The organism is Oribacterium sp. HCP3S3_B9, assembly GCF_052064255.1.
Lineage (GTDB): Bacteria > Bacillota > Clostridia > Lachnospirales > Lachnospiraceae > Oribacterium.
Map to the genome: position 1 here is coordinate 305,762 of NZ_JBQHVY010000001.1, position 15,207 is coordinate 320,968.

Below are 15,207 nucleotides of genomic sequence, written 5' to 3' on the forward strand. Positions count from 1 at the left end.
ATAGATAGAATCATCATTTTACGCATGATTCCGCCTGCGATATAATGAGAAACATCATGATTCTTACGTGAAATTTATAGCTTAGGAGATAACACGATGAACACACTCATTTCCGCAGATAACACCTGGGTGCTGATGAGCATCATGGTGCTGGTGGTCGCATTTTCCATCTGGATGGAGCAGACCTACGCATGGGCCAGTAAGATCAGCGGTGCCATCATTGCCCTGATCTGTGCACTGCTGCTCACGAACCTGAAGATCATCCCGGCGAGCGCGCCGATCTTCGATGATGTGGTCTGGGGCTTCGCGGTGCCGATGGCGATTCCGCTGCTGCTTCTGCAGGTGAACCTGTCGAAGATCTGGAAGGAAACGGGACGGATGCTCGGCATCTTCCTGATCGGTGCCCTCGGCACGGTGGCCGGCGCAGTGCTCGGCGTCCTCATCCTCGGGAAGTTCATCCCGAATCTTCCATATGTGGCAGCGATGATGACCGGTTCCTACATCGGCGGCGGTGTCAACTTCACGGCCCTCGCCGACGCCTTCCATGTGGACCAGACCCTGATTTCTGCGGCGACCGTCGCCGATAATCTGAATATGGCGATCTACTTCATGATCCTCATCGCGTTTGCAGGCAACGCATGGCTCCGAAAGCACTATCCGCATCCGCACATCGATCACGTCCTCGCGCATGGTACAGACGCCGAGGAGGGCAAGACCCTCGCTGCGAAGTACTGGGGACGGAAGGAGATTTCGCTTCGTGATATCGCGATCGACTTCGCCTTCTCTATCATCGTCGTGACGATTTCAAAGGCCATCGCCGGTGTGCTCTCTACAGCGATTCCGACCGGAAACTGGTTCCTCAATATGCTGAACACCTTCTTCGGCAGCCAGTATGTATGGATCACGACCGTCGCGATGCTGTTCGCCACCGTTCTTCCGGAAAAGGCGGAGGCCATGCATGGCGCACAGGAGCTGGGGACCTACCTCATCTACCTGTTCTTCTTCGTCATCGGTGTGCCGGCATCGATCCCACTCATCATCCAGCAGGCACCGCTGCTTCTCGTCTTCTGCCTCCTGATGGTGATCGTCAATATGCTCTTCTGCTTCATCGGCGGTAAGCTGATCGGCGGCTCCCTCGAGGAGATCATCCTTGCGTCCAATGCCAACATCGGTGGCCCGACCACCGCAGCCGGCATGGCGATCGCCCAGGGCTGGAATAAGCTTGTCGGCCCGTGCATGCTTGTCGGTACCTTCGGCTATGTCGTCGGCACCTACCTCGGCATCGTCGTCGGATCACTACTGATCGGATAAATATATGACATAAAAACAGGAGGCGATGACAACGGCCATCGTCTCCTGTTTTATTTCATGTATTTAATTCCCCGGTTCCTGCTGCTTCAGTTCTTCCAGCTGCTCCGAGATGGTCTCCCAGTTTTCGTAGAGATCCCCGAGGCGGGCATCATTTTTCTCATGCTCCTTATGGAGCTCCATGAGGCGTCCGACGTCGGCAGCGATGTCCGGATTCATATAGTCATCGTCCAGCTCCTCGTTGCGGGCCTCGAGCTTCTGAATCTCTTCTTCCGTCGACTTCAGATCGCGCTGAAGCTTCTGAAGATTCTTCTTATACTCCTTCTGCAGCTCCCAGTCGGTCTTCTGCTCCGACTTGATTTCAGGATTCGGTACCGCGGAGGTACGTGGCTTCTGGCTGTTTGCGCTCGCATCCAGTACAGAGCCGCCGTACTTCCGGACATCCTCCTTCTTCTCGAGGTAGTAATCGTAGTCACCGATGTAATTATCGAAGCGGTTCTCGAAGAGCTCGAGGATACGGGTTGCGGTCTTGTTGATGAAGTAACGGTCATGGGACACGTAGAGCACGGTGCCCTCGTAGTTCCGGATCGCGTCCTCCAGCACCTCACGGCCCTGGATGTCCAGATGGTTCGTCGGCTCATCGAGGATGAGGAAGTTCGCGTTACTGAGCATCAGCTTCGCGAGGGACACTCGGCCCTGCTCGCCGCCGGAGAGGTCGCCGATCCGCTTATATACATCATCACCGCGGAAGAGGAAGGCCGCGAGCACGTTACGAACCTTCGTGTCGTTCATGTACGGGTAGTCGTCCTGAATCTCGTCAAAGATGGTCTTCTCCATATGGAGCACGGCATGCTCCTGATCATAGTAGCCGATCTCAACATTCGTACCGAGCTTGAAGCTGCCGGTCGTCGCCGGTTCCTGCTCGTTCAGGATTTTCAGCAGTGTCGTTTTACCGGTACCGTTCGCACCGATCACCGCAACATGTTCACCCCGCTTGATTTCGAAGGAAATGTTCGAGAACAGTGTCTTCTCGCCGAAGGACTTACTGAGCGCCTTCACGGACAGCACATCGTTTCCAGACTGGAGATGCGGGGTCAATGCTAACCGCATCTCATTATCGAGCTCCTCCGGCTTATCGAGAAGCTCCACCTTTGCGAGAGCCTTCTCACGGGACTCCGCGCGCTTGATGGACTTCTCGCGGTTAAACTGCTTCAGCTTATCGATGACCGCCTGCTGGTGCGCGATGTCCGCCTGCTGATTATAGTAGGCCTTCAGCTCCGCATCCCGGATCTGTTTTTTCTTCTCGGCATACTCGGAGTAGTTGCCGCGGTACATGCGGGCTCTTCCGTTATCGAGGTCGATAATCTTCGTCACGACATGATCGAGGAAGTACCGGTCATGGGAGACGAGCAGAACCGCACCGTCGTAGCGCTTCAGCACCTTCTCAAGCCACTGAATCGACTCGATATCGAGGTGGTTCGTCGGCTCATCGAGGATGAGCAGGTCCGGCTTCGTGAGGAGGATCTCCTCGAGGCGCTTCCGGGTCTTCTGACCTCCGGACAGGGTATCGAAATCATCACCGAAGGCCTCGATCTCCTGTTTCATCGCGAGGGCCTTCGCATCCGTGAGATCCGTCGGGATATCTTCTTCTGCCCCCGGCATATCGGCGTGCTGCTGCGCGAGATAACCGATTTTCTTTCCCTTCGAAAGAGCGATTACCGTCTCGGAGTCATCCGGCTCCTCCTCGCCCAGAATACACTTAATAAGCGTCGTCTTGCCGGATCCATTGATCCCGACAATCGCCGCTTTTTCCTTGTCCTCGATATGAAAGGTGACGCCCTTTAAAATCTGTTTTCCAACGTATGTCTTATTAAGGTTTGCAATATTTAAAATCATAGTAAAGGTATTATACCGTATCGCGCATAAAAAAACCAGCAATCGACTACGGAACTGCTTGTTTTTTGATTTCAGCGTGCTAAAATCATGTTTGTTTGGAGGGTTAGCTCAGCTGGTAGAGCATTTGCATCACACGCAAGGGGTCGCAGGTTCGAGTCCTGTACTCTCCATCCGGTCGGGAATGATTTCATTCCCGGCTTTTTTCATGCGCTGATTTTCATTTACGACATTTTTACGACACTTGCAAAAACAGACCGTCAACCAGCGATGCGCTTTTGCATTTCTCACGAAATAACAAAGGCACACGTTCACTGGGAACGCGTGCCTCCGTTAAACTCTTATAATTTACATCTTCGGGAAGATACGGCTGCCGTAATGTGCGGCATAGACATGACCTTCCTCATCACGGATGGCGGTCAGGTAGATATCTGCATACTTCTTTCGTACCATACCCTGCCATGCATATACCGACTGAAGCTCTGTCGGCTTTCCATTCATCGTCATGGATAAGCTGCCGTTTTCTGCCTTCAGACTGAACGCGTCACCCTCACCGGATACATACTCACCGGCAAGCTCTGCGACTTCTTCTTCCGTCCAGCTACGCTCCGCATGCTCCGGACGCGGTTCTTCTGCATCGAGGCCGAAGTATACGCGCATCGCTGCATCGGCGATCGCTGCTACGGAAACATCCATCGTGTTGCAAAGCACCACGACGCCGACATTTTCCTGCGGGCAGAAGGAGAAGTTCGAGGAAACACCTGGAAGACTTCCACCATGCTCCACGATCGTGCGATCCTCCACCTGCTTGCACTCGAGTCCATAGCCGTAGTACACGCCCGGCTTCATGAACTGACGCGGCTTCACCATCTCCTGGATCGAATAGCGGTCGATGATACGCGTTCCGTCTGCGGCTGCACCCTCATTCAGGTACATCGTCGCATACTTCAGCATATCTCCGAGCGTAGACTTCATGCCTCCACCGCCATGCAGAACGAAGGCATCATTCTGATAATCTCGGTCCGCTCTCCAGCCATCCTTCTCCAGCGAGTACAGGGTCGCTGCATTTTCATCGAGGGTATTGCGGATGAAGCTGATGTTACTGCGCGTCATACCAAGCGGCTTCAGGATCTTCTGATCGAGGTACTCTGCGAAGGAGCCATAGCCTCCGTGACGACGCACGATATCGGACAGTAAGCCGAAACCGTCGTTACAGTAGCTGAGGCGCTGTCCCGGACGTCCGGTGAACTGCGTCTGTGCATCCAGGCGCTCGGCTACGCGCCGTACGCCCTCCTCGGCGAAATCGTCGCGATAGATCAGCTCATTCTCGAGGGAGTCCTCGATCTGCATCTCCTGCGCCGTCTTATCGATGACGATACGCGGCAGCGGGAAGAAGCCACCGCTGTGGCACATAAGGTGCCACAGCTTGACCGGTGCGCTCTGATTCTTGTTGGTGAATTCCGGAACATACTTCGAAACCGGATCATCGACAGATAAAAGTCCGTCCATCTGCATCTGCATGATGGAAAGTGCGGTGAAGGACTTCGTCACCGAGGCCATACCGAAAATCGTATCCCTGTTGATCGGAAGCTTCTTTTCTTCATCACGATAGCCGAAGTACTGCTCATACTGGATCTTTCCGTCTGAATCGACGATCCCGACCGCGATACCGCGTGCCTGCCCGTCCTTCATCACCTCATGAACCAGCGCTTCGAGCTGCTTTCGGCCGTTTTCTGTCATTCGATTCATGAAAGCATCTCCTTATGAAGGCCTGTGATTCCGAGACCAGGCTCAGAAGAAAGCACGAGATGACAGGTATCCTTCACCGCAAGTCCTCCCTCGAACGGAAGCTGCTTCAGTGAGAAGGTTGCATCGAGATCTGCACGCGTGATGTTCTTCAGTGCCGCACCGAGGGCAGCAGAAGCGTTGATGGCGATACCACTCTCCTCTGTCATGCAGCCGAGCATCACTTCGACACCGGCTGCCTGGGCGATGGCATTGATCTTCTTCGCCTCATAGAGGCCACCGCACTTCATGAGCTTGATGTTGATGAAATCCACGGCACGCTCGGAAACGAGGCGGAGTGCATCCTTCGAATCCCAGCAGCTCTCGTCGGCCATGATCGGTACGGAGCTGTTTGCAGTGACATACTTCAGTCCATCGAAATCGAAGCGCGGAACCGGCTGCTCTACGAGCTCGATATCGTACTCGTCAAGACGACGGATCAGCTCGACCGCCTCCTTCGCCTTCCATCCCTGGTTTGCATCGAGACGGATCTTCACATCATCACCGACCGCCTCACGAATCGCACGTACTCTCGCAAGGTCACTTGCGAAATCTGTGCCGACCTTGGTCTTGATGGTATCGAAACCGGCTTCCACATGTGCCTTCGCCTGTGCGGCCATCACCTCTGGCTCGTCGATGCCGACGGTCATATCCGTGACGATTTCATCGGAATAACCACCGAGTACCTTATAGAGCGGCATACCGGCACACTTACCGATAATATCATGACATGCCAGATCGATGGCAGCCTTCGCCGTGCCGGCATGGGCTACCGCACGATTCATCACGGTATAGATCGCCTCGATATCACATGGATCCATGCCGATCAGATCCGCCTTCAGCTTCTCGATCGTCGCAACCGTACCCGCCAGATTCTCACCGGTGATCAGTGGTCCCGGAGATCCCTCTCCATATCCGAGGATTCCGGCGTCGGTCTCGATCTCGACGAGACAGCTCTCAGCATGGGTGATCAGACCCAGTGCGATGCGGAACGGCCGTACCAGCGGAACCTGCATCTTGTAGGTTCTGATGTTCGTGATTTTCATACTATTACCCTTCCTTTCTTCATAAAATCTCTTTATTTTCTTCAGACTTCTCAGCCTGAGCACATGCGCCGCCACAGAAGTGGCATGCACATAAGTGTCCATTTCCGATATCTCTCAGCTCCGGCTTCTGCTCTGCACAGATGTCCTGTGCCTTGAAGCAGCGTGTATGGAACACACAGCCAGATGGTGGATTCGCCGGGCTCGGAAGATCGCCCTGAAGCAGAATCTTCTTTCGTTTCGCATGGCGGTCCGGTACCGGAATCGCCGACAGCAGAGCCTGTGTATATGGGTGAGAAGGATTGTCAAACAGCTCCTTCTTATCCGCGAGCTCCACGACATGACCGAGATACATAACCATCACACGATCCGAGATGTGCTTGATGACACTCAGATTATGAGAGATAAAGATGTAGGCCATGCCCATCGATTCCTGCAGCTCACGAAGCAGGTTCAGTACCTGTGACTGAATCGATACATCGAGCGCGGAAACCGGCTCATCACACACCACCAGAGACGGGTTCAGCACGATCGCACGGGCGATGCCGATACGCTGACGCTGACCACCTGAAAACTCGTGTGGATAACGATTGTAGTACTTCGTATTCAGACCGACGACTTCCATCACCTTCAGCACGTGTGCTCTGATTTCTGCCTCAGTCTTATAACGCTTCTGAATCTTCAGCGGCTCTGCGATGACTTCACCGACCGTCATACGCGGGTTCAGTGATGCATACGGATCCTGGAAGATGATCTGCATCTCTGAACGCAGCTTTCGAAGCTCTGCACCGCTGGCCTTCGAAAAATCTGTTCCTCTATAGATGATATCACCGGACGTCGGTTCAATCAATCGAAGGACGGAGCGTCCCATCGTGGACTTGCCACAGCCGGACTCACCGACCACGCCCAGTGTTTCCTTCGCATTCAGCGTAAAGGATACGCCATCCACCGCCTTGATCCAGGCCTTATCCTTCTGGAAAAAGGACGACTTTCCCGGGAACAGCTTACGCAGATTCCGTACCTCCAGAAGCGGCGTCTTCTCATTTACTTCACTCATCAGACGTTCTCCTCCCACTCCTTCGTATATTTGAAGCAACGTACCTTACGACCTTCTACATCCACGAGTTCCGGCATCTTACAGCGACAGATCTCGCGTGCCTCCGGACATCTCGGACAGAAGGCGCAGCCCGCCGGCATATCGTCGAAGCTTGGGACCATACCCTTGATGACACTCAGCTCCTTCGTGTCATCGTCATCGAGCTTCGGAATACACTTCATCAGGCCATCGGTATACGGATGCATCGGCTGATCGAAGATCTGGTCACAGCTTGCCTTCTCGACCACCTGGCCGGCGTACATAACCATGACATCATCCGCCACTTCGGCGATGACACCGAGATCATGGGTGATCATCATAACCGAGGTACCGGTCTTCTCCTTCAGCTCATTGATCAGATCGAGGATCTGCGCCTGGATCGTCACATCGAGGGCCGTGGTCGGCTCGTCACAGATCAGGAGCTCCGGATTACAGCACAGTGCCATCGCGATCATCACACGCTGACGCATACCACCGGAAAGCTGATGCGGGTACTCGTCGAAGCGACGCTCTGCGAGCGGGATCTTCACGAGCTTCAGCATCTCGATCGCACGCTCCTTCGCTTCCTTCTTCGTCATGTTTTCATGCAGAAGAAGTGCCTCGATGAGCTGCTGTCCGATGGTAAACACCGGATTCAGGGAGGTCATCGGCTCCTGGAAAATCATCGCGATCTTCTTGCCGCGGATCTTACGCATCTCATCCTCGGACATCTTTACGATATCTTTTCCCTCGAGGAGGATCTCGCCGCCCTCGATCTGCCCCGGCTTCTCGATCAGTCGCATGATGGAAAGAGAAGTCATACTCTTTCCACAGCCGGACTCACCTACGATACCCAGCGTTTTTCCTTTCTCCACATCGAAGGAAACATCATTGACCGCTTTTACGAGGCCGGCCTCGGTATGAAAGTAGGTTTTCAGATTCTTTACCTGTAAAATTTTATCTGCCATCTCTCATGCCTCCTATCCACGTAACTTCGGGTCCAGTGCATCTCTCAGACCATCGCCGAAAATGTTAAATGCAATCACCGTGATCATGATCGCAACACCCGGCATGATGCTGTATACCGGACGGTAGCTGATGAAGGTCTGTGCGGCACTGATCATGTTGCCCCAGGATGGGGTCGGTGGCTGGATACCGATACCGAGGAAGCTCAGGGATGCCTCATACATGATGGCATTCGGGATACCCAGGGTGACCAGGACGATGATCGTGGAGAGACAGTTCGGAACCAGTCCCTTCATGATGATCCAGTAGGTCGATGCGCCACAGGCGCGGCTCGCCTCGATATACTCCTTTTCCTTCAGCTGCATAACCGATGCACGAATCATACGTGCAGTACGTACCCAGGTGAGCAGTCCGAGCGCGATGAAGAGGTTCAGCACGCCCTTGCCCATGAAGGTCATGATGGCCATCGCGAAGATCAGATCCGGGAAGGCCTGGAAGATCTCCATCACACGGGAAATCACATTGTCGAGCCATCCACCATAGTAACCGGCGAGGGATCCGAGTGCGATGCCGACGATCGATGCGACGATCTGTGCGACGATACCGATACTGATGGAGACTCTGGAACCATAGAGGATACGTGAGAGAATATCACGACCGTACTCATCGGTTCCGAAAAGATGCGCTTTACATGGCTCTCCGAGTACCGCGTTATAATCCTGATAGTTCGGATCATACGGTGAGATCAGTGGGGCCAGAATCGCGATCAGGATAAGAATCAGTAAGAGACCGGCGCAGAACATCGCCATCTTATTCTTCTTTAAGCGGTGCAGCGCATCCCCGTAGAAGCTGGAGTACTGCATGCCGCCCTCGGTGATGTCCTGTTCGAACTGCTTCTGTTTATTAAAAAATCCAAATACTTTTTTTGCCATCGCTTAAGCCGCTCCTTTCCCATAACGGATACGTGGGTCCAGAAATGCATAGGAGAGATCGACGATCAGATTGACGATGACGAACACAAATGCAATATACATTACTGTACCTTCCAGGAGAGGCAGATCACGGTTCGACATCGCATCGACCGCGAGCTTTCCGATGCCCGGAATGGAGAATACCTTTTCAATCAGCATAGATCCGGTCAGCATATAACCGAAATCCGTTCCGACGAGTGTTACGATCGGAATCATCGCATTTTTCAGCGCATGCTTCATAACGACGGACCAGCGGCTGACACCCTTCGCCTTCGCGGTACGGATATAATCCTGTCCCATCACCTCGAGCATACTGGTTCTCGTAATTCTCGCCATACTTCCCGCGTAACGTGCACCCAGCGCGATACTCGGAAGGATGTACGACGCCGGCGTATCGAAGCCGGAAATCGGGAGAAGGTTGAGCTTTAAGCCGAAGGCGATCTGTAAGATGATCGCTACCCAGAAGGCCGGTGCCGAGACACCGATCATCGCCAGTACCATAACGACGGTGTCGATGCCCTTGCCTCTCTGTACGGCTGCGAAAATGCCACACGGAATACCGATGATGGCAGCAAAAACGAAGGACATGCAGGCGAGCTTCGCGGTCACCTTGAAGCTGCGGATGAGTGCATCGGTTACTGCTTCCTTCGTAAAGTAGGACGTTCCGAAATCCAGATGAATCGCGCCCTTGATAAAATTCAGATACTGCACATGATACGGCAGATCCAGACCGAGCTGGCTGCGTACCTTGGCGATTGTTTCAGGATCGGCACGTTTTTCAAGCATCAGGGCTACCGGATCGCCCGGTACGACCTGAAGAAGAATAAACGTGATCAAGCTGATGCCGAACAGTACGAAGACTGTCTGCAGCAGACGTTTTCCCGTATAAGAAACCATGCTTTTTCTCCTAAATATAAGAGAAAAGAGGGACTGTAGACATTCACAGCCCCCTGTTCTCTGAAAAATGTAATTCACTTTCATGGACTTCGATCATCGTTCCAGCATGTTCTGCGGAAGTTTCATCGAAGTGCGATCAACGTTTCATTACTGAATATCTGCGTTCTTCCAGAACATACGGAAGGTGAAATCCATCTGGAATCCAGTGATCTTCGAGTTTAATAAGTAGAACTTCGTCTCGTTATACAGCGGTGTCGTCGCCCAGTCTTCTCTGGTCATGATGTGCTCTGCCTTCGCATAGATCTCCTGACGCTTTGCATCATCGGTCGTTGCGATACCATCCTCGAGGAGCTGATCGAACTCAGCGTTGTGCCAGAAGCTGGAGTTGGTATCGGTCTTTGTCATCGGATAGAGCATGCTCTCCGGGTCAGTATAATCTACATACCAGTTACTAATACCACAGTCTACACCACCGTTCTTCTTCATGTCAGACCATGCCGCAGAGTCCACCTGCTCTACCTCTACACGGATGCCGGCCGGCTTCGCCTGCTGCTGAAATGCAGTGGCGATGGCTACATTGCCCGCATACTTCGTATTTACAGTTACGCGAAGATCGATGCCATCCGGATAACCAGCCTCCGCCAGAAGCTCCTTCGCCTTTTCCGGGTTATACTCGAACTCTGGAAGGCTGTCATCGTGACCGAGGATACCGGACGGGATGTAGGAGGTCGGTACCGTTGCTGTGCCATGCAGAATGCTGTCACAGATTGACTTACGATCGACACTGAGTGCGATCGCTTCTCTTACCTTCGGATCCGGGAAGGTCTTTGAGTTTAAGGTCAGGCTATAGTTACCAATCGGCTGGAAGCCGTGCATCTCATCCTTCAGCTCCGGATTGCTGGAGTATACCGGATAGATGGACGGGTCAACATCTACGTAGTCAACATTGCCCTTCTGGAACTCGAGTACCTGTGTATTTACATCCTCGATGAACTTATAATCCACACCAGACAGCTTCGCAACATCACCATGATAATCATCAAAGCGTGAAAGAGTAACACCAACACCAGTCTGGTAGCTGTCCAGCTTGAATGGACCGGTACCGATCAGGGTGCTCATACCCCAGTTATCTCCGGCAGCCTCACAAGCAGCCTCTGGATAAATAGCACAGTACGCAGTTGACAGAACAGAAAGGAACGGTGCATATGGCTTGCTAAGCTTAATGGTAAAATGTGTATCGTCCTGTACCTGAATACCGGAGAGTTCATCAGCCTCACCATTACTGAATGCCTCATAGCCCTCGACATTCTCGAGCAGTGTCGCCATCTTCGCCATTTTAACCAGACGCTCGTAGGAATACTTTACATCCGATGCCTTCAGTGTGGTTCCATCATGGAACTTCACATCCGGAAGCAGCTCGAAGCTGTAGGTCAAGTTGTCATCGGAAATCGTCGGCATCGCAGTCAGCAGTGTCGGCTCGAGACCCTCTTCCGAGGTCGTCAGCAGCGACTCCATCACGTTATCCGTGATCTTCATGACGATACTGTACGTATACTGCTGTGGGTCGAGTGCGACCTGTGGATCTACCGTCGCCACACGTACGACCTTATCGCCCGTGGCAGTGGCAGCTGCCGCTGTTTCTGTACCTGCAGAGGCAGGGTTGCTGGATGGAGCTGTGCCTGCGGAATCCTTTGATCCGCCACATGCAACGAGAGATGCTGCCAGCACACAGCTCAGGAATAATCCTGCTAGTGTTTTTTTCATTTCTGTTTCCTTCTTTCTTTACCCCTATTCGCTTTCATATGATGTGCAAAGTCGTTAACCACATGTAAACGCTTTAAACCACCACCACATAAAAGCTTTAAACTATTCTATCCATCGACGCATAGTTATGCAAGCATTATTTGACATGATTTTTAGAAATAATAAAACTTTTTCAGTACTGGTTATGATGAAATTGCGTTAAAAAACCGCTGAACACTTCCGTCTCCTCATCCGTGTTCAGCGGTACTGCCTGTTTTATCCTATTCCCGATTTTATGATCGCTGCCTCTGTCCATCGACCACACAGGTCCCGAGAGCACAGCTTAACATCTCCGCGAGACGCAGCTCGCTTCGCCGCTCACTCCGCGATCAGCTTCTCCGCCGCATCCAGCACTTCTTCAAACTTCCGAAGCGCGGCCTCCACCGGTGCCGGGCTCGTGAAATCCACCCCGGCATGGCGGAGCTCCTCGAGCGGATCCATCGAACCACCGAGCGACAGGAACGCGAGGTAGCGCTTTCTCGCCGCTTCTCCCTCGTGCAGCAGCGCGTCAGAAATCGCCACCGCAGCAGAGTAGCTCGTCGCATATTTATAAACATAAAACGGCGAATAGAAGTGCGGAATCCGTGCCCACTCGTACTGTACCTCCTCGTCGATCACGAGCTCCGGTCCGAAATACTGCGCGATCAGCTCGCGATAGAGCTTACTGAGCGAGGACGCGTGGAGCGCCTCCCCTCGCGCGGCCATCTCATGCGCTCGCTTCTCAAACTCAGCAAACATCGTCTGCCGGTACACCGTCCCCTTGAAGCCCTCGAGGTACTGATTCAACAGCGCCATCTTCTCCTGGGCATCACCGCTCTGCGAGAGGAGATCTTCCACCAGGAGGTTTTCATTGACCGTCGATGCCACCTCGGCGACGAAGATGGTATAGTCGGCACTCTGCTGCGGCTGGTGGTGGTTCGAGAGGTAGCTGTGCATGGAGTGGCCCATCTCATGCGCGATCGTCGACACCGCGTCGAGCGTCCCGGTGAAATTCGTGAGGATGTACGGCTTCGAGCGGTAGGTGCTGTTCGAGTACGCGCCACCTTCCTTGCCCCGGTTCGGATATACATCGATCCAATGCTCCCGAAATCCACGCTGGACCGTCGCGCGATAGTCGTCGCCGAGCGGACGAATCGCGTCCAGGATCATCGACTGCGCCTCTTCATAGCTGTAGCTGCGCTGCACACCTGCAGAGAGCGGCGCATAGAGATCATAGTAGTGAAGCTCGGATACCCCGAGAATTTTCTTTCGAAGGGCCACATAGCGATACATGAGCGGCATCCACTTATGTACCGCCGCGATGAGATGGTCGCAAACCGTGGTCGGAACGCCTTCTCCGAAAGCATACATCGCCTGCGCAGACTCGTAGTGCCGCATCCCCGCCTCGGCGATATCCGCCTTTACCTGGCCGGCATACGCCGCTGCAAATGTATGGATGTGATTCTTGTAGCTCTTGTAGAAGCTACGAAACGCATTCTCACGAAGGGTTCGATCCTGGGAGGTCTCCAGCAGGATGAAGTTCGAACCGTTCAGCTCATGCTCCTCGCCTGCACTGTCCTTCACCGCATCGAAGAGAAGGTCCGCGTCCTGCAGATTATCCGCTACGTTCTTCGGCACCGCCATCACTTCACCGAGCCCTGCCAGCAGCTTCTCCTCCGCTGCGCTCAGGGTATGCGGCTTCTGGCGAAGCAGCTTCACCATCTGATAGTGATACGGCTTCAGCACTTCTGCCTCTGTAAAAGCCCGGAGTGTCTCCTCCGGCAGCGACAGTATCTCCGGTTCTGCGAAGCTCAGCGCAGTCTCCGCCTGCACATACTTCGCATACGCGCGGCTGTACATACTCTGTGCCGCCTCCTGCCGCGTGTCCTCACTCTTCCGCATAAACGCATACGAAAAAACATCCGACAGCTGACCGCCGAGCTCGGTACTCGCATCGAAGTAGGCGCGGATCGCCTCCGCCGTCGTCAGCGTTCCCTCGAACGCCGCCGTTTTCGTGATGCACTCATCGAGTCCCTGAAGCGCCGTCTCCCATGCCGCATCATCCGTATATAAGCTTGACAGATCCCACTGATATGCCGGATCCATGTCTTTCCGTTCCTTTAAAGCTTCTGCCATATTACCTTCCTTTCTGCAGCCTCGATGCTGCATCGCCTTTCTTCCATATAGGAGCATCACCGTTCATGCTGAAAACGATGAAGCCACTTAGCTGTACCGGATTCATCGCTACCAGTCCGTGGCCGTCTACACATCCTCCCCTGCCAGCCATAACTTGAGCAGTCGTATCACCTCGTCCGTCAGGCGTGCCGTCTCCTGTCCGGCATTTCGATTCGTCACCGCGATGGCGACACGTTCTGGAACATCCGGGGCCAACGCATACATATGTAAATCGTCATTTCCCCGCCGTTCTTCAATCAGCGTCTGTGCAACCGATTCCGGCAAAATCGTCCAGTCCTTTTCATCGGTCAAAAAGTCGATGGCGACATGCGCGAGATTAACACGTGCCTTTTCGTTGCCCGGATGGATCCAGTAGTTATGCCAGCGATTGAAGTCCTGCGAGAAAATATGATACACCTCATGAGCCGGATCCAGCATTTTCATATGAACTTTTTCACCCTCTCGACGTTCCTTCTTCTCGTGCGTCACAAGCACATAGCTTTCTCTGAAAAGTTCATGCTTTTTCAGTTCTGCGAAGGGAACGATATTATTCGTGATGCCGATGTCGATCTGACGGTCCCGCACCATCTCACTGATCGGAATGGAGTCCGACATCATCAGTGTGATCCCCGAATCGCGGAACTCCTCGACCAGGCGGCGAAAAAACGGCTTCAGTTTATAGGACATGATGCTGTCCGGCACGTATATCCGAAGACGGTTCTTCTTCGAGTGCTGGCCGAGCTGCAGCATATCCTTCTCCATGCGGAGAAGCTGAGCTGAGAATGGCACCAGCTGTTCACCAGCGGGTGTCAGGGCGATGTTTTCGACGCCACGGTTTCGTATCACCAGGCGGGTATCCATCTCCTCCTCCAGCATCTGGAGCCGGCGGCTCACCGTCGACTGCGTCATATTGAGACTTTTCGCCGCAGCACTGATATTCTTCAGCCGCGCGATTTCGAGGTAGATTTTCAGATTATCTGTATCCATCATGCACTCCTCATATATACAGGAATCGTATATAGTCTTCTCAATAATATCACATTTTGCATAAATCGAAACAAAAAAAGAACCATGGAAAACTCCATGGTTCTGAACATTCACTGAATACTGCTCATATATTATTCTGTAGATAAAACATCAAACCTACCAGCACATCTACTGTCGTAGATGCCGCATACTCGTGAATGTAGAAGTAAACCTTCACGCTTCACTCGTCTTGCGCACATTGGATAAGCCCTCGACCTATTAGTAACTATCACCTGAATGCTTTGCAGCACTTACAGCTTAGCCCTATCAACCTTGTAGTCTTCAA

General features: G+C 53.1%; 11 protein-coding genes, 1 tRNA gene and 1 rRNA gene. 2 read left to right on the forward strand and 11 right to left on the reverse strand.

The genetic code is table 11. The annotated features are described in order from the left end of the window. Positions 1 to 96 precede the first annotated feature (96 nt). Positions 97 to 1,311, forward strand: coding sequence for a DUF819 family protein (locus ACTNC3_RS01310; RefSeq protein ID WP_410042347.1), 1,215 nt, complete (start codon positions 97 to 99; stop codon positions 1,309 to 1,311). A gap of 63 nt (positions 1,312 to 1,374) precedes the next feature. Here the strand turns inward: ACTNC3_RS01310 and ACTNC3_RS01315 are convergent, their stop codons facing one another. After that, positions 1,375 to 3,204 (reverse strand): ABC-F family ATP-binding cassette domain-containing protein, encoded by a 1,830-nt coding sequence (locus tag ACTNC3_RS01315; protein ID WP_441226205.1) that lies wholly within the window; start codon positions 3,202 to 3,204, stop codon positions 1,375 to 1,377. A gap of 97 nt (positions 3,205 to 3,301) precedes the next feature. On the opposite strand from ACTNC3_RS01315, the gene ACTNC3_RS01320 reads away from it, so the two are divergent. After that, positions 3,302 to 3,374: transfer RNA gene (locus ACTNC3_RS01320), tRNA-Val, on the forward strand. Positions 3,375 to 3,549: 175 nt separating this feature from the next. Here ACTNC3_RS01320 and ACTNC3_RS01325 read toward each other — a convergent pair. From ACTNC3_RS01325 to ACTNC3_RS01370, 10 genes are all read right to left on the reverse strand, one after another. Next, entirely contained in the window at positions 3,550 to 4,950 is a 1,401-nt protein-coding gene (locus ACTNC3_RS01325) for a serine hydrolase domain-containing protein (RefSeq protein WP_441226206.1), read from the reverse strand. Beyond that, positions 4,947 to 6,032: a mandelate racemase/muconate lactonizing enzyme family protein gene (locus ACTNC3_RS01330; RefSeq protein ID WP_441226207.1), complete on the reverse strand. Its 1,086-nt coding sequence runs from the start codon at positions 6,030 to 6,032 to the stop codon at positions 4,947 to 4,949. Before ACTNC3_RS01330 ends, ACTNC3_RS01325 begins: the two co-directional genes overlap by 4 nt. Positions 6,033 to 6,051: 19 nt before the next feature. After that, complete coding sequence (locus ACTNC3_RS01335) at positions 6,052 to 7,086, reverse strand: ABC transporter ATP-binding protein (RefSeq protein ID WP_441226208.1); 1,035 nt, start codon at positions 7,084 to 7,086, stop codon at positions 6,052 to 6,054. Further along, positions 7,086 to 8,072 (reverse strand): ABC transporter ATP-binding protein, encoded by a 987-nt coding sequence (locus tag ACTNC3_RS01340; protein WP_441226209.1) that lies wholly within the window; start codon positions 8,070 to 8,072, stop codon positions 7,086 to 7,088. The genes ACTNC3_RS01335 and ACTNC3_RS01340 overlap by 1 nt, the downstream gene beginning before the upstream one ends. 12 nt (positions 8,073 to 8,084) lie before the next feature. Then, complete coding sequence (locus ACTNC3_RS01345; protein ID WP_410042341.1) at positions 8,085 to 9,002, reverse strand: ABC transporter permease; 918 nt, start codon at positions 9,000 to 9,002, stop codon at positions 8,085 to 8,087. Between the two features lie 3 nt (positions 9,003 to 9,005). Beyond that, positions 9,006 to 9,938 carry an ABC transporter permease gene (locus tag ACTNC3_RS01350; protein ID WP_441226210.1) on the reverse strand — a complete coding sequence of 311 codons (933 nt, stop codon included), beginning with the start codon at positions 9,936 to 9,938 and terminating at the stop codon, positions 9,006 to 9,008. A 147-nt stretch (positions 9,939 to 10,085) separates the two neighbouring features. Then, positions 10,086 to 11,702, reverse strand: coding sequence for an ABC transporter substrate-binding protein (locus ACTNC3_RS01355; RefSeq protein WP_441226211.1), 1,617 nt, complete (start codon positions 11,700 to 11,702; stop codon positions 10,086 to 10,088). A gap of 357 nt (positions 11,703 to 12,059) precedes the next feature. Further along, positions 12,060 to 13,856: an oligoendopeptidase F gene (pepF, locus tag ACTNC3_RS01360; RefSeq protein WP_441226212.1), complete on the reverse strand. Its 1,797-nt coding sequence runs from the start codon at positions 13,854 to 13,856 to the stop codon at positions 12,060 to 12,062. A 126-nt stretch (positions 13,857 to 13,982) separates the two neighbouring features. Continuing rightward, the gene (locus tag ACTNC3_RS01365) at positions 13,983 to 14,885 is read right to left on the reverse strand and encodes a LysR family transcriptional regulator (RefSeq protein WP_441226213.1); all 903 of its coding nucleotides are present in this window, start codon (positions 14,883 to 14,885) and stop codon (positions 13,983 to 13,985) included. Positions 14,886 to 15,120: 235 nt separating this feature from the next. Next, positions 15,121 to 15,207 (reverse strand): 23S ribosomal RNA (locus ACTNC3_RS01370); the annotation flags it as partial.